Origin of the sequence: Hansschlegelia beijingensis (assembly GCF_014196425.1) — a bacterium.
Taxonomy (GTDB): Bacteria; Pseudomonadota; Alphaproteobacteria; order Rhizobiales; family Methylopilaceae; genus Methylopila; species Methylopila beijingensis.
The window spans coordinates 164,626-182,440 of record NZ_JACIDR010000001.1 but is presented as its reverse complement, the minus strand read 5'-3'; the positions used below and the strand labels follow the sequence as shown (position 1 = coordinate 182,440).

The following is a 17,815-nucleotide window of genomic DNA, read 5'->3' as shown; positions in this document are numbered from 1 at the left end:
CCATCCTGAGGAGCGCGCCTTGAACTGGCAGGTCGAGCTGCTCCAGAGCTTCCTGCTTGCGAGCTCAGCGCTGTTTTCGATCGTCAACCCCATGGGCGGCGCGCTGATCTTCGCGCAGGTGACGGGCGACCGCACACACGCCGAACGTATCCTGCTCGCGCGGCGCGTCGGGACCTACTCGGCGCTGGTGATGCTGATCTCGCTCTGGATGGGCGCCTATGTGCTCGCCTTCTTCGGAATAACGCTCCCCGCCCTGCGGATCGCGGGCGGCCTCGTGGTCGCGGTCAGCGGCTGGCGTCTGCTGACGGCGCCCGAGCATATGGACGAGGTCAAGCAGGCTCAGGCCGGCCACGCCATGAACGCCGACGAGGTCGCGTTCTTCCCGCTGACGCTGCCGCTGACCACCGGGCCGGGCACCATCTCGGTCGCCATCGCCCTCGGGGCGAACCGGCCGTCCGAGCCGGGCGCGTTCATCGGCTTCGTGGTCGGATCATCGCTCGCCGCCATCGCGATCGCGGCGGTCGTCTGGTTCGCCTACTCCTCGGCGGACTGGATCACGCGGCTGCTGGGCGAGCCGCGCATTCGCATCATCGCCAGGCTCGCCGCCTTCATCCTGCTGTGCGTCGGGGTCCAGATCACGCTCAACGGCGTTCTGGACGCACTGCGCGCCGCAGGACTGGGAGCGGCCCTCCGGTGAACGCCGTCACTCCACCACCGGCTTCTCGATCACCAGAGCGCCGCTCTTCGGATCAGCGAAGAACTCCATCTTCTGACCGTTCTTGATCCCTTCTCCGCGCCAATGGTCCTTCTCCGCCTTGATCTCCGCGACGCCCGTGTAGCCCGACTTCAGAACGTTCTCCTTCACCTGCTCGGCCGACATCCAGTCCGGTCCTGGCTCGTCGGCGAGCGCGGCGCTCACGGCTCCGAACGAGATGGCGGCCGCGAGGGCGAGCGTGCGAATGCGCGTCATCGAGTGCTCCTTCCGAGGTGGAACTCGTGACAAGTAGCGCCTCGCCGGTTCACGGCGACCGCGAGGCCGGCAGCCTCTCGAGGTCCGTCTGCCTGGCGGCCGACTTGCGGTCCCGGCGTTCCTGCGCGATGACCCCCGCAACCGGAAGGACTTCCGCCATGAAAGCTCGGGGCACCCTGCTGATCCGTACGCTGCTCTGCCTGCTCTGTCTGACGGGAGGGGTTCGCGTCAGCGGCGCCGGCGGCTATCCGGCGGCCGCAGCCGCGATCAGCCTCCCGTCGCTGGCGGTCGAGAAGAAGGACGACAGCTGCGGGCAGGGCAAAGCCACCAAGAACTTCGGCTGGAAGGTCGTCGCGTTCGGCGTCGCGACCCTCAAATACCTGATCGGGCTGCTGATCATCCCGATCGGCCTGTTCCTCGTCTGCATCGGCGTGATCCTGGAGGCGGTCGAGGCCGTCGCGTGCTGACGTCTCAGCGGCTCAGAACGTCTTCCAGACCAGGCCCCGCGCCTCGCTGTCCGCATCCGGCGCGAGCCTTCGCCACAGAACGCGGTCCGGGTCGACGGGTCCCGGCATGACCACCCGGCCGTCAGGCACGCGCTGGAAGCCGAGCCGCGCATAATAGGGTTCATCGCCGACAAGCAGGACGAGGCGGTGTCCGGCGCTCTCCGCGGCGGCGATCGAGGCGTTGATCAACGCCTGCCCGATGCCCCGGCTACGGAAGGCCGGATCGACGACGAGCGGCCCCAGCAGCAGAGCCGGCGTCCTCCCGATGCGGATCGGCGTCATCCTGTTCGACCCGACCAGAAAGGTGCCCACGCGGGCCACGAAGGAAAGCTTCGGCAGCGGCGCGACGCCCTCCCGCAGGCGATAGGCCGATCGGGCGTAGCGGCCCGGCCCGAACGCGCGCTCCTGCAGGCGGTCGATCGCCGCCCGGTCGTCGGGCTGCTCATGGAGGATCGCAAGCGGAAGGGAGGTCATGGCGGGCTCGGACGAAAGGGTCTTGAGAGGCCGCCCGTCGCCTGTGCGAGGGTCAGCCGCGCTGGATCGGCGCCGGCAGCCGGCGCGCCGCGCGTCGTCGCGAAGGGGTGTGGCGGATGATGACCATGACGGCGCGCGCTTAGCACGGCGCAAAGCCGCGCGCCAGCGCATCCGCGCTCACCATCGACCGTTCGCGGCCCGCTGTCCCAGACACTCTTCGATGCGGCGGCGGGTGGCGGGCGTCGCGCCCTGTGGAAGCGCCGACAAGGGGAACCAGCCGCTCTCGGCTATCTCGCGGTTCGGCTCGGGCGCCGCGCCGATCGCGAAGGCGTCGGTTCTGAACAGCGCGACATGATCGCGTCCGCCCAACGCGGGATTGAAGTAAAGCCCGACGAGCCGCAGCGGCCGCGCCGCCGACACCCCGGTCTCCTCCAGCAGTTCGCGCGCGGCGGCCTCCTCGGCGGTCTCGCCAAGCTCGACCGCGCCGCCGGGCAGGTGCCAGCCCTCCACATATCCATGCCGGACCAGCAGCGCGTGATCGCCATCGACGGCCAGAACCCTGACGCCGAGCGTGACCGCGCGGCGCGCGCGGCCCCAGCGCGCCGCCGCGGCCCGAACGATCCGCCCTCGGATCGAGCTCATGGTCTCCCCTCCCGCCTCATGCCGGAACGTGATATAGCCCCCGCGCGCGCGCCGCCTTCCCGCCCGCCGCTGGCGTCCGGAGCCTTGCGTCGCCATCTCAAGCTCAGCGGAGCCGGACGCCCATCGGGGGCCGAGGCTGCGCCTCGACGAGGATCATATGTTCTGGCTTTTTTCGTTCCGTCAGGGCCCGGCCCAGGCGGCTCATTCATGGCTGAGCGCGCTGCGCACTCCGAGCGGGGCCGCGGTGACCGCGCTCGCGACATTTGCGAAGAACTGACGGCGCCTGCGCCTGACCGTATGACTGACGGCGGGGCGAAGCCGCCCCGGAACCTTCCAGCCCTCTCATCCGGCGCTCGCTCGTGACGGTCATCGCCCACCTGTCGGACCCGCATCTCGGGCCGCTGCCCCACTTCACGCTTTTCGAGATGATGTCGAAGCGCGGGCTCGGGGCGATCAACTATTTCCGCCGCCGCCGCCGCTGGCACGACATGGCGGTGCTCGAGCAGATCGTAGCCGACGTCGTCGACGAGGCGCCCGACGCGATCGCGGTCACCGGCGACCTGACCAACCTGGGATTGCAGGCTGAATTCCTGCCGGCGGCCGAGTTCCTGGGCAAGCTCGGCCCAGCTGACCGCGTGGCCGCGATTCCGGGCAATCACGACGCCTATGTGCGCACCGTGAAGAGCGCCCCGGCGCGCGTCTGGGGCGCGCACATGTCGAGCGACGACGGGCGCGTCGGCTTCCCGTTCATCCGGCGTCAGGGGGTGGTGGCCTTGATCGGGCTGTCCTCCGCGGTCGCCACGGCGCCGCTCGCCGCGACCGGAGAAGTCGGCGCTGTCCAGCTCGACGCGCTCGGTCCGATGCTGCGCGGACTGAAGCAGGAGGGCTTCTTCCGGCTCGTGATGGTGCATCACCCGGTGGCCGAGGACGGGACGCCCTGGCTTCGGCGGCTGAGGGACGCCGACCGCCTGCGCGAGGTGCTGGCGCTGGAGGGCGCCGAACTCGTCATCCACGGCCACAATCACGAGCCCGCGCGGAACGAGATTCCTGGCCCCGAGAAGCCGATTCCGGTGATCGGCGTGCCGTCCTGTTCCGCAGGGCCGCTCAGCCATGAGCCGCTGGCGGCCTATAACCTCTACTGCGTCACCGGAGAGACTTCGGCGTGGAACTGCGAGGTGGTGACTCGGGGCCTTCGCCCTGACGGCACCATCGGCGAGACGGACCGCTACGCGCTGCCCTGAGGCGTCACCCCACGCCCGGCAGCAATCCCTTCGCGGCCGCGACCATCAGTCCGACGACGACCGCGCCTCCGACGCCGCCGCCGACGCAGAAGGCGAGCACGATCGCCACCAGCCGAAGCCAACGGGCGCCGGCCGAAGGCCTTGCGGGCGCCGGGACCGCAGCCTCCGCCTTGGAAGCGGCAGCTGGCTCGACCGGCGCCGCCGCCGGAGCGGCCGCAGGCGCGGCGCGCGGCGCGACGAACCTCTCCTGGTCGGCGAGCAGTTGCTCACGCTCCACGAGGCGGCGCGCCACATAGGCCGTCACCGCGTCGACGATCGGTTGGGTCTGCTCGCTCTCCGCCACCACGGAGCGGCCATGCCGTCCGTCGCGCAGGAACCGGTAGACCTTGCGGTCGGGGCCCATCTCGACGAACGCCACCATGTCGACGAACAGGCGCGGCCGCTCGCCCGGCACCAGTCCGACATCGAAGATGTCGATCGGCTCCGGAACCTCGGCGAACACCGGCCGCAGGGCGTCCTGCAGGATTTCGAGCCGCGCGATCTCCGCCTGGCGCAAATCGGCCACCACCTCGCCACGCTCCGCAGCTTCCGCCCGGGCGCGCCGCAGCGCCTCGCGCAGCGGCCCGACCACCGGGGTTTTCTGGGGCGATCCGCCCCTGACGTCCGCGTCCTGCATCCGGCGACACTAGCCGGTCCCCGCGCGCAGCGGGAGTCAGCAGGTCAGTCTCCGAGCACGACGAGCAGATCCTTGGCGTCCACCGGCGTGCCGGGGCTGACGAGGACCTCCTTCACCACGCCGCCGCGCTCCGCGTGCAGCGCGGTCTCCATCTTCATGGCCTCGATCGAGCAGATCACGTCGCCTTGGCTGACCGCCTGTCCCTGCTTGACCGAGACGGTCGAGATCACGCCGGGCATGGGCGCCGCGATGTGGCTCGCATTGCCCTCCTCCGCCTTCCGCCGCGCTTCGCGGACATTGGTCGCGTGGCGGTTCGGGACCTTGATGACGCGCGGCTGGCCGTTCAGCTCGAAGAAGACCTTGACCTGGCCCTCCTCGTCCGTCTCCCCGACGCCGAGACAGCGGATCACGAGCGTCTTGCCGCGTTCGATCTCGACCGAGATCTCCTCCCCGACCGGCAGCCCGTAGAAGAAGATCGGGGTCGGCAGGGTCGAAACCGGCCCGTACTTCTTCTCCGCCGCCACGTAATCGACGAAGACCTTCGGGTACATCAGAAACGACGCAAGCTCGGTGTCGGAGGGCAGCCGGCCGATCTTCTCCTCGAGCTCGGCGCGAACCGCCCCGAAGTCCGCTGGCGGCATCAACGCGCCGGCGCGCTCCCTGAGCGGCTCCTCGCCCTTCAGGATCTTCTTCTGGATCTTCTCCGGAAACCCGCCGGGCGGCATCGAAAGCTCGCCCTTCATCAGCTGGACGACGCTCTCGGGGAAAGAGACCTCCACGCGGGGGTCCTCGACCTCCTCCCGGGAGAGGCCCGCCGAAACCATCACCAGAGCCATGTCGCCGACGACCTTGGAGGTCGGCGTCACCTTCACGATGTCGCCGAACATGTCGTTGACCTCGCGATAGGTGGTGGCGACCTCGTTCCAGCGGGTCTCCAGACCGAGCGAGCGCGCCTGCTCCTTGAGGTTGGTGAACTGCCCGCCGGGCATCTCGTGCAGGTACACCTCGGAGGCGGGCGCAAGCAGGTTGCTCTCGAAAGCCGCGTATTGCGCGCGGGCGGCCTCCCAGTAGAGCGAGATCTTGCGGATCGCGTCCATGTCGAGGCCGCTGTCGCGCGGCCCGCCCTTCAGCGCGGCCACGACGGAGCCAAGGCAGGGCTGCGAGGTCATGCCGGAGAACGAGTCCATAGCGGCGTCGATCGCGTCGACGCCGGCGTCGATCGCCGCGATCAGGGTCGCGCCGGAGATGCCCGACGTGTCATGGGTGTGGAGGTGCAGCGGAAGCCCGACCTCCTCGCGCAGCGCCTTGATCAGAACGCTCGCGGCCGCCGGCTTCAGCAGCCCAGCCATGTCCTTGAGACAAAGGACGTGCGCGCCGGCGCGCTCGAGCTCCTTGGCGAGATCGACATAGTATTTGAGATCGTACTTGGCCCGCGACGGGTCGAGCACGTCGCCCGTGTAGCAGATCGCCGCTTCGCAAATCGCGCCGGTCTCGTTCACGGCGTCGATCGTGACGCGCATGTTCTCGATCCAGTTGAGGCAATCGAAGACGCGGAAGAGGTCCATGCCCTCCTTCGCGGCCTGCTTCACGAAGGCGGCCACGACATTGTCCGGGTAATTTGCGTAGCCGACGCCGTTCGAGCCGCGCACGAGGCACTGCAGCAGCAGGTTCGGCGCGCCTTCGCGGATCTTTGCGAGCCGCTCCCACGGATCTTCGGTGAGGAAACGCATGGCGACGTCGAAGGTCGCGCCGCCCCAGCATTCGAGGCTCAGCAGGTTCGGAAGGCCGCTCGCGTAGGAGCCGGCGGCGGCGGCGATGTCGGCCGTGCGCACGCGGGTCGCCAAGAGCGACTGGTGCGCGTCCCGCATGGTCGTGTCGGTGACCAGCACGCGCTGTTCGGCGCGCATCCATTCGCCGAACTTCCTGGGTCCCAGTTGCTGCAGCAGCTGGCGGGAGCCGGCGGGCGGCTCGCCTTCCCCGAACAGCGGCGCAAGCGGCCGGGGAGCTCCCTCCTTGGGCCGGGCGCGCCCCTTCACCTCCGGATGGCCGTTGACGCTGACGTCGGCGATGTAGGTCAGCAGCCGCGTGGCGCGATCCTGCCGCTTCTCGAAGGCGAACAGTTCCTGCGTCTCGTCGATGAAGCGGGTCGTGGTCTCGCCGCGCAGGAAGATCGGGTGCTCGACCACGTTCTCCAGAAAGGCGAGGTTGGTGGCGACGCCGCGGATGCGGTACTCGCGCAGCGCCCGGCTCATGCGCAGGCAGGCCTCGTCCGGGGTCGGCGCCCAGCAGGTGACCTTCTCGAGCAGAGGGTCGTAGAAGCGGGTGATGACCGCGCCCGAATAGGCGGTGCCTCCGTCGACCCGCACGCCGAAGCCCATGGCGCCCCGATAGGCGGAGATCCGGCCGTAATCCGGGATGAAGTTGTCTTCCGGGTTCTCGGTGGTGATCCGGCACTGCAGCGCGTGGCCGTTCAGCCGCATCTCCGCCTGGCCCGGCACGCCTGACTCGGGCGAGCCGATGGCGGCGCCCTGAATGACCTTGATCTGCGCCTTCACGATGTCGACGCCGGTGACCATCTCGGTCACCGTGTGCTCGACCTGGATGCGCGGATTGACCTCGATGAAGTAAAACTCGCCAGTGTCGGCGTCCATCAGGTATTCGACGGTGCCCGCGCCGACATAATCTGTCGCGCGGGCGAGTTTCAGCGCGCTTTCGCAGAGCGCGCCCCGGCGCTCATCGTCAAGATTTGGCGCAGGCGCGCGCTCGACGACCTTCTGGTGGCGCCGCTGGACCGAGCAGTCGCGCTCGAACAGATGCACCACATTGCCGTGCCGGTCGCCGAGGACCTGGACCTCGACGTGCCGAGCGCGCTCGACGAGCTTCTCGAGATAGACGTCGTCCTTGCCGAAGGCCGATTTCGCCTCCCGCTTGGCGTTGATCACCTCCTGCGGAAGCTTCGCCATGTCGCGGATGACGCGCATGCCGCGCCCGCCGCCGCCCCATGACGCCTTCAGCATCACCGGCAGGCCGATTTCCTCCGCGGCCCTGCGGATCGCGTCGGGGTCGTCCGGCAACGGCTCGGAGGCGGGCATCACCGGCACGCCGACGCTGATCGCGAGATTGCGAGCCGCGACCTTGTTGCCGAGCTTGCGCATCGTGTCGGGGCTCGGCCCGATGAACAGGATGCCGGCCGCGGCGCAGGCGTCCGCGAATTCGGGGCTCTCGGAGAGGAAGCCGTAGCCCGGGTGGATCGCGTCCACGCCCGCTTCGCGCGCGACCCGTATCACCTCGGGGATCGACAGATAGGCCTCGAGCGGCCCCATCCCCTTGCCGACGCGATAGGCCTCGTCCGCCTTGAACCGGTGGAGGGAGAGCTTGTCCTCCTCCGCATAGATCGCGACGGTGCGGATCCCCAGTTCCGCCGCGGCCCGGAACACCCGGATCGCGATTTCGGATCTGTTGGCGACGAGAAGCTTGGTGATCTTCCGGGACGCTACGGAGCTATCGACGTTCATCGCGAGCGGCGACCTCAATGAGGCGGGCGGCCGGGCGGCCGAATGGCGGGAAAGCGCCCGCCCCCACCTGCGGCCGCTCAGGCCGACGTTAAACCAAAGTCGCGCGGAGGGAACGGTCTAAAACGGCGTCGTTCCGGACCGGGCTCCGGGGTCAGCGGAACTCGGGCGCTGCGGGGGCCGGCAGCATCGGCGCGGCCTTCGCCGGGCGAGGGGCCTTGTCGCGGGGCGCGGTCGACGGCGCCCCCGGGCCGCCCCGGCTCGCCCGGCCAAGGGCGTCGGCGACGAAGGCGAGGCCGACAAGGATGGCCGCCATGCCAAGTGAATAGGCGGCCTGAACCGGAACGGACTTTCCGAACCAGTCGAACACCCCGTGGCTCATCGCCGCGAAGACGGTCGAGATGACGAACATCGGCAGGCTGCGCCTGCCGATCAGGATCATCGAACGCCCGATCAGCGTCTTGCCGAGCGGGTTCGTCTGCTTCAGGAGCAGCGTCGCGATGTGCGCCATCGCGAGGAAGTGCGCGAGACGGATCGGCGACGCGTTCGCCTTCGAGGCGTAGTCGGTGATGATCCGCAGCGGCCGCCACTCGAGCAGCCCGAGCGTCGCCCAGGGCGCGGCCGCGATGAAGCCGATGATCAGGATCGTGATCGAGAGCGCGACCGTCGCCGGAGCGCTCACGATCCTGCGCAGCCAGGGCTCGTCGCGGGCCAGACAGACGACGAAGCCCGCGAGGAAGACGGCCTGCCAGGCGAAAGGATTGAAGGTCCAGAGCCGCGTGTCCGGATAGGACGAGAGCGTGGCGCCGGTCACCTCGGCGATCAGCCACACCACGACGGCGAAAACCGCGTAGAGCCGCCACTGGGCGCGGAAGGCGAAGAAGAGCACGCCCACAAGCAGCGTCAGCAGAATGTAGAGCGGCAGGATGTCGAGCAGCGGCGGCAGATAGGCGAGCGTCGCGAGCTTCGGCAGCACGGTCTCGGTCGCGATCAGGAACGGGCGGATGAAGAGGTCGCGCTCCATCACGCTGGAGCCCGCATAGCCGCGGTAGAGAACCGCGAGCGTGGCGATCACCACGAAGGCCGAGAGGTGATGCAGGTAGAGGGTGAAGGCGCGGCTCACCGCATAGGGCATCGCCATCACGGGCCGCGTCAGGAACTTGGCCGTGAACATGCCGGCCATCGCGAAGCCCGACAGAAAGACGAACAGCTCGGCGGAGTCCGAAACGCCAAAGTTCTTGGTCGTGAACCAGCTCATGACGTTGTCGACAGAGTGGTTCCAGAAAATGAAAACGATGGCGAGGCCGCGCCAGAAATCGATCCGCCAGTCGCGGGCGCTCGCGCCGGGGGCGGCGGGGGGCGTGGCGGCAGCCGGCTCTCGCTGAGACATCGATCCTCCCGGGCTCAAGGCCGCCATATCCGAACGAGCTCGCGCCAGCGCGCGCACCGAATCGACCAGCCGAACAAACGCCAGAAATGCGGCGAAGGTTGCGTCGCGGATCGATGCGCCGATCAGGCCGCTTGTGAGAGCGGCGCCGCGACCTCTTCGAGCGACCGGCCTTCCGCATCCACGCCATAGAGCAGCGCTGCGACCCCGGCGACGATCATCAGAACGGCCGCGCCGGCATATCCCCAGAAGATCGCCCACGGATCTCCGGCGCCGATCAGCAGGCCGAACAGGTACGGCGCCAGAACCCCGCCGATCGCGGTGCCGAGGGCGTAGAAGGCTGCAATCGCCAGAGCCCGAACCTCGAGCGGGAACACCTCGCTCGCTGTCAGATAGGCCGCGCTCGCCGCCGCCGACGCGAAGAAGAAGATCACGCACCACGCCGCGGTCTGGGTGACGGCGGTGAGCACGCCGACGGCGAACAGCCAGCCGGTCCCGAGAAGCAGAACGCCCGCGAGCCCGTAAGACAGCAGGATCATCTTGCGCCGCCCGACGCTGTCGAAGAACGGCCCGAGCACGATCGGCCCGAGCACGTTCCCGATCGCGAAGGGGATGAGGTAGAGCCCGACATGGGCTGGGGGGACGCCATAGAAGCGCGCGAGCACCAGGCCGTAGGTGAAGAAGATCGCGTTGTAGAGAAAGGCCTGCGCGGCCATCAGCAGCAACACCAGCAGCGAGCGCGAGCGGTACTGGCGGAACATCGCCCTGAAGATCACCCCGAGCCCGAAATGCCTCTGGGGATGGATCGTGAGGCGCCCCTCCGCGGGAGGGAGCCGCTCGCCGGTGTCCTGCTGAACCCGTCGCTCGATCTCCGCCATGACCGCTTCGCCTTCGGCGATCCGGTCATGGCTCGCCAGCCAGCGCGGGCTTTCGGGCACGAAGCGGCGCGTCAGCAGGATCATGAGCCCCAGCGCCGCCCCGACCCCGAAGCCCAGCCGCCACCCGACGTCGAGCCCGAAGATCGCCGGATCGAGCAGCACGATCGTCGCGACGGAGCCGACGGCGGCGCCGGCCCAGAAGCTGCCGTTCACGATCAGGGCGATCCGCCCGCGCAGGCGTGCGGGCATCAGTTCGTCGATGGCCGAGTTGACCGCCGCGTATTCGCCGCCGATGCCGATCCCCGTCAGCAGCCGGAATGCGGCGAGGCTCCAGAAATCCCAGGCGAATGCGGAGAACAGCACGCCCGCGACATAGATGCCGAGCGTCACGAAGAAGATCAGCCGGCGGCCGTAGCGGTCGGTCAGCCAGCCGAAGCCGAGGGCGCCCCCGACCGCTCCGATCAGGTAGGCCGAGGCGAGCGCGCCGATGTCCGCTTCCGACAGCCCGAGCGTCGCCTTGTCCTGAAGCCGCGGCCCGAGGCCGCCGATGATGGTGACCTCGAGACCGTCCAGCGCCCAGGTCACGCCAAGGGCCAGCACGACGAGCAGATGGAAGCGCGACCAGGGCAGCCGGTCCATGCGGGCGGGGATGTCGATCTCGACAGCCGCGGCGCGCTGGTCCGCCTGCCCCCGGGCGGTCACTCGGCGGCGGCCCTGGCGGCGATTTTGCGCTCCCATGCGAGCGCATGACCGACGATGGTGTCGAGATCGTCGTAGTCCGGGCGCCAGCCGAGCGTCGTGCGCGCCCGCGCCGGATCTGCGACGAGCAGCGCAGGATCGCCCGGCCGGCGCGGCGCGCGCTCGACCGGAAAGTCGACGCCCGACACCCGCTTCACCGACTCGATCACCTCGAGCACCGAGGCGCCGCGGCCGTAGCCGCAGTTCGCCACCAGGTTCTCGCCGGTACGGGCGAGATGATCGAGCGCCAGGACGTGGGCCTTGGCGAGATCGCTCACATGGATGTAGTCGCGCACGCAGGTGCCGTCCGGCGTCGGGTAGTCGTCCCCGAAGATCTGCAACCTGTCCCGCTTGCCGGTCACGGCCTCGGCCGCGACCTTGATCAGATGGGTCGCGCGCGGGGTCGACTGCCCCGCGCGCCCGGCGGGATCGGCTCCCGCGACGTTGAAGTAGCGCAGAGCCGCGTAGGCGAAGCCATGGGCGCGGCTGGCGTCCGACAGCATGCGCTCGGTCATGAGCTTGGACGCCCCGTAGGGAGAAACCGGGTCGAGCGCGGCGGTCTCGCGCAGCGGTTCGGCGGCGCCTTCGCCATAGACCGCGGCCGTCGATGAGAAGACGAAGCTCTTGACCCCGCCTCGCACCGCGGCGGCGATCAGCGCCCGGGACCGCACCGTGTTGTTGAGGTAGTAGCCGAGCGGGTCGGTGACGGAGTCGGGGACCACGATGGATCCCGCGAAATGCACGATCGCGGTGACGCCATGGTCGCGGATCACGTCGTCCAGCAGGCCTTCGTCGCCGCAGCAGCCCTGCACCAACGGGACCGTGGACGGCACGGCGGCGCGCGAGCCGGTGGACAGATCGTCCAGAACCACGACCGGCCGCCGGGCGTCCGACAGCGCGAGCACCATGTGGCTGCCGATATAGCCGGCGCCGCCGGTGACGAGGACGGTCATCGTTGTTCCTTTCGAAACGGGAGCACTGACGCGGAGAAGGACACGGCGGCGGCGATCGCCGCAAGCTGTCTTGTCCGCGGGCGGCCCCGCCTGGCTGCTAGATGATAGGCCGCCGGGCCGGCTCCTTCTCGAAGTACTGAGCCAGCCGAGCGACCGCGCGTGGGTTCAACAAGGCGAGTTTGCCGTCCGCTATCCTGAACATGCCCTGCGCCCGCAGGCGCGCGAGGGTCTTGTTGGTGTGGACCAGCGAAAGACCCAGCGCGTCGGCGATATGCTGCTGCGTCAGGGGGAAATCCATCACCCCGTCCTGCACCAGGTCGAGTTGCTCGGCCCTCTTGTAGAGCGCGGCGACCATGGCGGCGACGCGCTCCATCGCGTTGCGTCGCCCGGCCGTGAGCAGGTTTTCGTCGACCAGAGCCTCCTCGCGCGCGCCGAGCCAGGTCAGCTCGTAGGCGGCGCCGGGCGCATGTTCGAACAGCTTGAACAGGCGGCGTCTCGGCACGACGCAGAGCTCCGCGTCAGTCAGCGCGACGGCCCCGTAGAGCGACTTGTCGAGCAGCGCCGCCTGCATCCCGATCAGGTCGCCGGGCAGGGAGAAATTCAGTATCTGGCGGCGGCCGTCCGCCAGTTCCTTGTAGCGGAAAGCCCAACCGGAAAAGAGCGTGTAGAGCTCCGCATCCGTTTGCTCGGGATGGATGAATTCCGTTCCCGCCGAGACCCGAAGATGATCGCTCTTCATCTGGTCGATGACCGCGATCTCGTCTTGAGTCTTGTCGTGGAACGCCGGTTTGGTGCGGAGAGGGCAACCGTGACAGCGTACGTACATGAGCGGATTCAGGAGCTCGGAAGAGGAGGCTTGCGACGCGCGCGAGCCATCCATGAATTTACCCAATCGCGCTATGTCAAAACACATACCTAAGCCGATCTGCGCGCGCTAGATCGCTTCAATGGACACAACGGAACTGGCCGCCTCTGTCGCGCCTCTCGATCGCCAAAGCCCGGCCGTCGCGAGTCTCATCCATCAGTTCCGCAACCAGCTCCAGACGATGGCGAGCCTGGTGAGCCTGGCGGCTCAGCGCGCTTCGGCGGAGGAAAGCCGCGCCGCGCTTGACGATCTGCGCGCGCGCATGGAGGCTTTGACGATCATCCAGCCTGAGGACTCCGCCTCCGGCGGGCTGCTCGCGGCCGATCGCATGCTGACGCTGCTGGGCCACCGGATCCGCCAGCTCTACGATCCGGACGGCCGTCGTCGGGTGGCCGTCAAGATCTGCCCGCTGCAGGCGCCGCCGCGCCAGACCGGCGTGCTCGCGCAGATCGTCACGGAGCTGCTGATCAAGATCTATCGCAGCGAAGATGACGAAGCGGAGATCGTCCTGGCCGAGGACGGGGAGTTCCTGGCTATCTGGCTGACCAAGCGGGAGTTCGCTGACGAGAGCGCGGCCGCCTCAGGCTCGCTCGGGGAGCTTCTTCTGGAAGGGCTAGCCCGAAGTCTTGGCGGCGCGGCCGTGCGGGGCGGCGACGGCCTGGTCAGGCGGGTGTCGGTTCCCCGCGAAGCAAACGGCGTTGACTTCACCCGCTAAGGCTTGCTCATTGCGTGGCGCGCTCCATTTTGCGCCGGCCTGCCCGGCTTCGCTTGTCTTTGACTTCGCCCTTGGAAACGCATCGCTATGGCTCTCGCCGACACCATTGCTCCCCATCTTCCGTTCCTGCGGCGCTACGCCCGCGCGCTGACCGGTCGGCAGGACAGCGGAGACGCCTATGTCGCCGCGGTGCTGAAGGCGCTGATCGCCGATCCCAGCATCTTCCCTTCGGACTGCGAGCCGCGCGTCGGGCTCTACTCGATCTTCTCGCGAATCTGGTCGTCCGTCGCCCTCAACGTCGAGACCGGCCTTGAGGCGCCCTACTCCGAGCGCACCATCGAGGCTCTGACGCCGCGCTCGCGGCAGGTCTTCCTGCTGGTGTCGGTGGAGGGCTTCACGCCGTCGGAAGCCGGCCAGATCCTCTCGCTGTCCGATGCCGAGATCACGCGCGCGATCGATGAGGCCGGCCGTGAGATCGCCGAGCAGGTGGCGACCGACGTCCTGATCATCGAGGACGAGCCGATCATCGCCATGGACCTCGCGAAGCTCGTCGAGGGCCTCGGCCACAGGGTGGTGGGCACTGCCCGCACGCACACCGAGGCGCTGGCCCTGGCGGAGCGCACCTCCCCCGGGCTCGTGCTCGCGGACATCCAGCTTGCGGATGGCAGCTCCGGCCTTGACGCCGTGAAGGAGATCCTGCCGAACCTCGAGGTTCCGGTGATCTTCATCACCGCCTATCCCGAACGCCTGCTCAGCGGCCAGCGGCCGGAGCCGGTGTTCCTGGTCACGAAGCCGTTCCAGGCTTCGACCGTGAAGGCGATCGTCAGCCAAGCGCTTTTCTTCGGCGCCCGCGCCCGGAACACGGACCGCCGCGGCGCGGCCTGACGATCACGTCACGACGCACTGCAACCTTATGGCTGCATCAACGTTGTTGGAGCGAGGCAGCGCGGCCCGATCGCCGCACTGCCGCTCACTACAGCGAGATGGTGCATGTCGAAGGCCGGCGTCGTACTTGAGGTAAGGACCAGGGCCGAAAAGCCCAACAACGGTCTGCGCGACGCGGACCGCAAGCTCATTGCGGAGACGCTGAGCGAACTCACGGTCCAGACCTACCGGACGCTGCTGCGCTCCCAGGTCGTGCACTGGAACGTGGTCGGCCCGCTGTTCCAGCCGATCCATGCGCTGACCGAACAGCACTATTCCGACCTCTTCGCCGCGATCGATCTTCTCGCCGAGCGGATCAGGGCGCTGGGTTATCCGGTGCCGACCGGCAAGGCGGCGCTTGGCCTCGACAAGGCGCTCTCGCTCGGCTCCCAGCTCACCGCCAAGGCGATGGTGGAAGAGCTCGTGGAAGACCACGAGGCGCTTGTGCGTCTCGTCCGCGAAGGCGCGGCGCAGGCCGAAGAAGTTAACGATTTCGTGACGCACGACCTTCTCACCGAGCGTCTCGCCTTCCACGAGAAGGCGATTTGGATGCTGAGGGCGATCGTCGCCGACTGACGAAAAGGAGCCGCTCATGGCGTATGTCAGCCAAGGCCAGTATCGCGCGTATCATCTCGACCGCCGCAGCCTCTCGTCGTCGCCGGCCGGCAGCGGGCTCCTCGCTCGCTCGGCGCTGGTCGCTGTCGCTGCCGGAGCCGTGATCGTGGCGCTCTCGGGCGCCGGCATGAGCCGCCATGAGGTCGCGAGCGGCGCTGCGGCCAAGGGGGATCGCCTCGCGGGCGCTCCGATCAGGATGGCGTCAGTGGCAACCGAGGGCGGGCGACTGTCCGGAGGCGCTGAAATCCGCCGTGACGCGGCGGGCCGCGTCGTCTACATGAACGATCCTGCCGGCCAGGTGACGACCGTCGCGCGAAACGCGACGGTGCCGCTAACGAGGCATTCGCCGCTGGATGACGCAGGGAAGTGACGCTTTCGAAGTGCCTCACGATCAAGGCCATGCGCCACTCGCCAACGGCGGCGACCGCACCAATATCGTTAGCAGATCGTCAACCGCAGTCGGCGATCATGGGACGAGCGCCCTCGCGGGCGCGCCTGCGCAGTACGCGCGGGTTCATCGCACCTCGCCGGAACAGCCTGCGAGCGTGCGGGAAGGTGAGTGGATGACCCAGCGGAAGCCTGAAAATAAGCTGGATCCTGATGTCCAGGCGCATATCGGCCGGCAACTGCGGGCCGGCTACGTAGATATCCTCAATCAGCCCGTGCCTGATCGCTTCCTTGAGCTCCTTGCGGAACTCGACACCCGCGAGGGCGAGGCGGAACGGACGAGTGACGAGCTGCGTCAGAACGGCTCTCGATGAGCGAAGGTGTCAGCCGCGCACCGCGCGACGAACTTCTTGTTCACATCCCAAGTCTCCGGGCCTTCGCGGTTTCGCTCTCCGGGCAACTGGACCGGGCCGATGACCTGGTTCAGGAGACGCTGGTCAAGGCCTGGCGCAACCTCGGCAGCTTCACCGAGGGCACGAACATGCGCGCGTGGCTGTTCACGATTTTGCGCAATGTCTACATCTCCGAGATCCGCCGCCGCAGGCGCGAGGTTCAGGACACCGACGGCGTCTTCTCCGAGAACGTCGCCGTCGCGCCTCAGCAGAACGGCCACATGGACCTCGAGGACTTCCGCAAGGCGCTCACCGCGCTTCCGGAAGAGCAGCGCGAGGCCCTGATCCTGATCGGCGCCGCGGAATTCTCCTACGAGGAGGCGGCGGAGATTTCGGGCTGCGCCGTCGGCACGGTGAAAAGCCGGGTCAACCGCGCTCGCACCGCGCTGGCGCGCCGGCTCAATCTCGAAGTCGGCGAGATTGGCATCGAGCCCGCTCTCAAGGCCGCTCTGGGACCGGCGGTGGGCTCCGGAACCGGCTGATGGCGCGAGGCGCCGAACCGTAGGGTTCATGTGTTCAAGACTCTCCGAAGCCGCATCGCGCTTCTCCTGATCGCCGCCAATCTTCCCGTGATCGCATTCGCGATCACGATCGGCTTGCAGCAGTTCGCCCTGTCCGACCGGTTCGACCGCGACAGGCTTGTGCAGGCTGCGGAGCTGGTCTCCGCTCGCGCGGCAGCCCTGCGGGCCGAGCAGCCGATCACGGCGGAGGAGCGCCACCAGATCTTCCGCGACCGTGGCTCACGAGCGGAGATCGCAGCTGCGATCGTCGACAAGGACGGCCGCCTGCTCGCTCGCGACGACGAGACCGCGCCCTATGGCTCCGCCTGGTTGCCGAAGGACGGCCTTCCGACGAACCGGCTCGACGACGACCCTCGCGTCCTGAAGGCGCGTGGCGAGGATGGACGCGCCTATCGCTACGCCATCGCGCCGATACCGCGCTCGGGGCTTTCCGCGATCGTGGCCGCTCCGTTCGACGTGACCGGCCACAGCCAGACCCAGTGGCTGCTTCTCGCGCTCGGTCTCCCGGCGCTCATGGTCCTGTTGTGCGTCGGCCTCGTGCTGTTCGGGATCGAGCGCTTCGTTCTCCGCTGGATCCGGGCGCTCCGGGCGTCGACCGCTTCCTATGACGGCGGTCGCCTGGACACCAAGGCCGCCACGCTCAAGGGCGCGCCGCGCGAGCTCACGGAGCTCGGCGATACGCTGGCGGCGATGTCGCGGCGCGTGGAGGAGCGCTCGCTGGCGCTGGAGGCGGCGATCGAGGAGCGCGACCGCCTGCTGCGTGAGTTGCACCACAGGGTGAAGAACAACTTCCAGATGATCGCGAGCCTGCTCGCGCTGCAGCGCCAGGAAGCGCCGGACACTCTGAGCGCCGTGCTCCGCGCCCCGGAGGACCGGGTGCGCGCGATGGCCGCGGCCTACAAGGTTTCCTACGCGTCCGGCGAGATCGGCCATGTGGCGGTCGCGGAGCTGATCCGCGACGTCGCGCTTCAGGCGCGTCAGACGAACGGCGCGCGGCTGTTCGAGGTCGTGGCGCATTTCCCCGAGGACGCCTTCGAGGTCGATCTGGACCTCGCGGTGTCGCTCGCCTTGCTGCTGACCGAACTCCTCAGCGCCGCGGCTGCGGCTGCCGACTCTGCGGTCGTCGAAGCCTCTGCGGAGCCTGGGGGCAAGCTCGCGCTGACCATTTCGGGGCCGCCTCCCGGATGGCTGCCCGGTCCCGGCCTGTCGCAGCGTCTGATCCGCGCTTATGCGGATCAGCTTGGAACGGCGATCGAGGAACTCGACGGCGGCGCGATCCGGCTCGTGGTCTCCCTCGCCTCCGAAAAGCCTACGATCGGGATGCGGTCGCGAACGGCCGCCTGAGGCGGCTGTCCACCT

General features: G+C 68.5%; 19 protein-coding genes. 10 read left to right on the top strand and 9 right to left on the bottom strand.

All coding sequences use genetic code 11. The annotated features are described in order from the left end of the window. The first annotated feature begins 19 nt into the window (after positions 1 to 19). Complete coding sequence (locus GGR24_RS00825) at positions 20 to 697, top strand: MarC family protein (RefSeq protein ID WP_210285998.1); 678 nt, start codon at positions 20 to 22, stop codon at positions 695 to 697. Positions 698 to 703: 6 nt separating this feature from the next. Here GGR24_RS00825 and GGR24_RS00820 read toward each other — a convergent pair whose 3' ends face one another. After that, positions 704 to 970 carry a PepSY domain-containing protein gene (locus tag GGR24_RS00820; protein ID WP_183393401.1) on the bottom strand — a complete coding sequence of 89 codons (267 nt, stop codon included), beginning with the start codon at positions 968 to 970 and terminating at the stop codon, positions 704 to 706. Positions 971 to 1,128: 158 nt separating this feature from the next. Between GGR24_RS00820 and GGR24_RS00815 the strand changes: the two genes are divergently transcribed. Further along, complete coding sequence (locus GGR24_RS00815) at positions 1,129 to 1,437, top strand: hypothetical protein (protein WP_183393400.1); 309 nt, start codon at positions 1,129 to 1,131, stop codon at positions 1,435 to 1,437. Between the two features lie 12 nt (positions 1,438 to 1,449). Here the strand turns inward: GGR24_RS00815 and GGR24_RS00810 are convergent, their stop codons facing one another. Together GGR24_RS00810 and GGR24_RS00805 are read right to left on the bottom strand one after the other, a co-directional pair. After that, complete coding sequence (locus tag GGR24_RS00810; protein WP_183393399.1) at positions 1,450 to 1,950, bottom strand: GNAT family N-acetyltransferase; 501 nt, start codon at positions 1,948 to 1,950, stop codon at positions 1,450 to 1,452. 177 nt (positions 1,951 to 2,127) lie between these two features. Further along, entirely contained in the window at positions 2,128 to 2,592 is a 465-nt protein-coding gene (locus GGR24_RS00805; protein ID WP_183393398.1) for an NUDIX domain-containing protein, read from the bottom strand. 359 nt (positions 2,593 to 2,951) lie between these two features. Between GGR24_RS00805 and GGR24_RS00800 the strand changes: the two genes are divergently transcribed. Continuing rightward, positions 2,952 to 3,833 (top strand): metallophosphoesterase, encoded by an 882-nt coding sequence (locus tag GGR24_RS00800; RefSeq protein ID WP_183393397.1) that lies wholly within the window; start codon positions 2,952 to 2,954, stop codon positions 3,831 to 3,833. A 4-nt stretch (positions 3,834 to 3,837) separates the two neighbouring features. Here GGR24_RS00800 and GGR24_RS00795 read toward each other — a convergent pair whose 3' ends face one another. The 6 genes from GGR24_RS00795 to GGR24_RS00770 form a co-directional block, all read right to left on the bottom strand. Then, complete coding sequence (locus GGR24_RS00795; RefSeq protein ID WP_183393396.1) at positions 3,838 to 4,509, bottom strand: hypothetical protein; 672 nt, start codon at positions 4,507 to 4,509, stop codon at positions 3,838 to 3,840. Positions 4,510 to 4,553: 44 nt separating this feature from the next. Beyond that, positions 4,554 to 8,024 (bottom strand): pyruvate carboxylase, encoded by a 3,471-nt coding sequence (pyc, locus tag GGR24_RS00790; protein ID WP_183393395.1) that lies wholly within the window; start codon positions 8,022 to 8,024, stop codon positions 4,554 to 4,556. A gap of 151 nt (positions 8,025 to 8,175) precedes the next feature. Further along, on the bottom strand, positions 8,176 to 9,411 hold the full coding sequence (gene opgC, locus GGR24_RS00785) for an OpgC domain-containing protein (protein ID WP_183393394.1): 1,236 nt from the start codon (positions 9,409 to 9,411) through the stop codon (positions 8,176 to 8,178). Between the two features lie 122 nt (positions 9,412 to 9,533). Further along, positions 9,534 to 10,925 carry an MFS transporter gene (locus GGR24_RS00780; RefSeq protein ID WP_183394418.1) on the bottom strand — a complete coding sequence of 464 codons (1,392 nt, stop codon included), beginning with the start codon at positions 10,923 to 10,925 and terminating at the stop codon, positions 9,534 to 9,536. A gap of 59 nt (positions 10,926 to 10,984) precedes the next feature. Next, complete coding sequence (gene galE / locus GGR24_RS00775) at positions 10,985 to 11,977, bottom strand: UDP-glucose 4-epimerase GalE (protein WP_183393393.1); 993 nt, start codon at positions 11,975 to 11,977, stop codon at positions 10,985 to 10,987. Between the two features lie 97 nt (positions 11,978 to 12,074). Further along, positions 12,075 to 12,857: a Crp/Fnr family transcriptional regulator gene (locus GGR24_RS00770; protein ID WP_246397889.1), complete on the bottom strand. Its 783-nt coding sequence runs from the start codon at positions 12,855 to 12,857 to the stop codon at positions 12,075 to 12,077. Positions 12,858 to 12,924: 67 nt separating this feature from the next. Here GGR24_RS00770 and GGR24_RS00765 point away from each other — a divergent pair, with 67 nt between their 5' ends. From GGR24_RS00765 to GGR24_RS00735, 7 genes are all read left to right on the top strand, one after another. Further along, on the top strand, positions 12,925 to 13,557 hold the full coding sequence (locus GGR24_RS00765) for a histidine kinase dimerization/phosphoacceptor domain -containing protein (protein ID WP_183393392.1): 633 nt from the start codon (positions 12,925 to 12,927) through the stop codon (positions 13,555 to 13,557). Between the two features lie 87 nt (positions 13,558 to 13,644). Further along, positions 13,645 to 14,442, top strand: coding sequence for a response regulator (locus GGR24_RS00760; protein WP_183393391.1), 798 nt, complete (start codon positions 13,645 to 13,647; stop codon positions 14,440 to 14,442). 105 nt (positions 14,443 to 14,547) lie between these two features. After that, positions 14,548 to 15,057, top strand: a complete 510-nt coding sequence (locus GGR24_RS00755; protein ID WP_183393390.1) for a Dps family protein — start codon at positions 14,548 to 14,550, stop codon at positions 15,055 to 15,057. A gap of 16 nt (positions 15,058 to 15,073) precedes the next feature. Then, positions 15,074 to 15,466 carry a hypothetical protein gene (locus GGR24_RS00750; RefSeq protein ID WP_183393389.1) on the top strand — a complete coding sequence of 131 codons (393 nt, stop codon included), beginning with the start codon at positions 15,074 to 15,076 and terminating at the stop codon, positions 15,464 to 15,466. Next, positions 15,450 to 15,857: a NepR family anti-sigma factor gene (locus GGR24_RS17525; protein ID WP_246397888.1), complete on the top strand. Its 408-nt coding sequence runs from the start codon at positions 15,450 to 15,452 to the stop codon at positions 15,855 to 15,857. The genes GGR24_RS00750 and GGR24_RS17525 overlap by 17 nt, the downstream gene beginning before the upstream one ends. Next, positions 15,854 to 16,417, top strand: a complete 564-nt coding sequence (locus tag GGR24_RS00740; RefSeq protein WP_183393388.1) for a sigma-70 family RNA polymerase sigma factor — start codon at positions 15,854 to 15,856, stop codon at positions 16,415 to 16,417. The genes GGR24_RS17525 and GGR24_RS00740 overlap by 4 nt, the downstream gene beginning before the upstream one ends. Positions 16,418 to 16,447: 30 nt before the next feature. Next, positions 16,448 to 17,800 carry a histidine kinase dimerization/phosphoacceptor domain -containing protein gene (locus GGR24_RS00735; protein WP_183393387.1) on the top strand — a complete coding sequence of 451 codons (1,353 nt, stop codon included), beginning with the start codon at positions 16,448 to 16,450 and terminating at the stop codon, positions 17,798 to 17,800. Positions 17,801 to 17,815 lie beyond the last annotated feature (15 nt).

Coding starts and splice junctions, on each gene's coding strand:
- GGR24_RS00820 (WP_183393401.1), bottom strand. CDS start 970: ATGACGCGCATTCGCACGCTCGCCCTCGCGGCCGCCATCTCGTTCGGA.
- GGR24_RS00815 (WP_183393400.1), top strand. CDS start 1,129: ATGAAAGCTCGGGGCACCCTGCTGATCCGTACGCTGCTCTGCCTGCTC.
- GGR24_RS00810 (WP_183393399.1), bottom strand. CDS start 1,950: ATGACCTCCCTTCCGCTTGCGATCCTCCATGAGCAGCCCGACGACCGG.
- GGR24_RS00805 (WP_183393398.1), bottom strand. CDS start 2,592: ATGAGCTCGATCCGAGGGCGGATCGTTCGGGCCGCGGCGGCGCGCTGG.
- GGR24_RS00795 (WP_183393396.1), bottom strand. CDS start 4,509: ATGCAGGACGCGGACGTCAGGGGCGGATCGCCCCAGAAAACCCCGGTG.
- pyc (WP_183393395.1), bottom strand. CDS start 8,024: ATGAACGTCGATAGCTCCGTAGCGTCCCGGAAGATCACCAAGCTTCTC.
- opgC (WP_183393394.1), bottom strand. CDS start 9,411: ATGTCTCAGCGAGAGCCGGCTGCCGCCACGCCCCCCGCCGCCCCCGGC.
- GGR24_RS00780 (WP_183394418.1), bottom strand. CDS start 10,925: ATGGACCGGCTGCCCTGGTCGCGCTTCCATCTGCTCGTCGTGCTGGCC.
- galE (WP_183393393.1), bottom strand. CDS start 11,977: ATGACCGTCCTCGTCACCGGCGGCGCCGGCTATATCGGCAGCCACATG.
- GGR24_RS00770 (WP_246397889.1), bottom strand. CDS start 12,857: ATGGATGGCTCGCGCGCGTCGCAAGCCTCCTCTTCCGAGCTCCTGAAT.
- GGR24_RS00765 (WP_183393392.1), top strand. CDS start 12,925: ATGGACACAACGGAACTGGCCGCCTCTGTCGCGCCTCTCGATCGCCAA.
- GGR24_RS00760 (WP_183393391.1), top strand. CDS start 13,645: ATGGCTCTCGCCGACACCATTGCTCCCCATCTTCCGTTCCTGCGGCGC.
- GGR24_RS00755 (WP_183393390.1), top strand. CDS start 14,548: ATGTCGAAGGCCGGCGTCGTACTTGAGGTAAGGACCAGGGCCGAAAAG.
- GGR24_RS00750 (WP_183393389.1), top strand. CDS start 15,074: ATGGCGTATGTCAGCCAAGGCCAGTATCGCGCGTATCATCTCGACCGC.
- GGR24_RS17525 (WP_246397888.1), top strand. CDS start 15,450: ATGACGCAGGGAAGTGACGCTTTCGAAGTGCCTCACGATCAAGGCCAT.
- GGR24_RS00740 (WP_183393388.1), top strand. CDS start 15,854: ATGAGCGAAGGTGTCAGCCGCGCACCGCGCGACGAACTTCTTGTTCAC.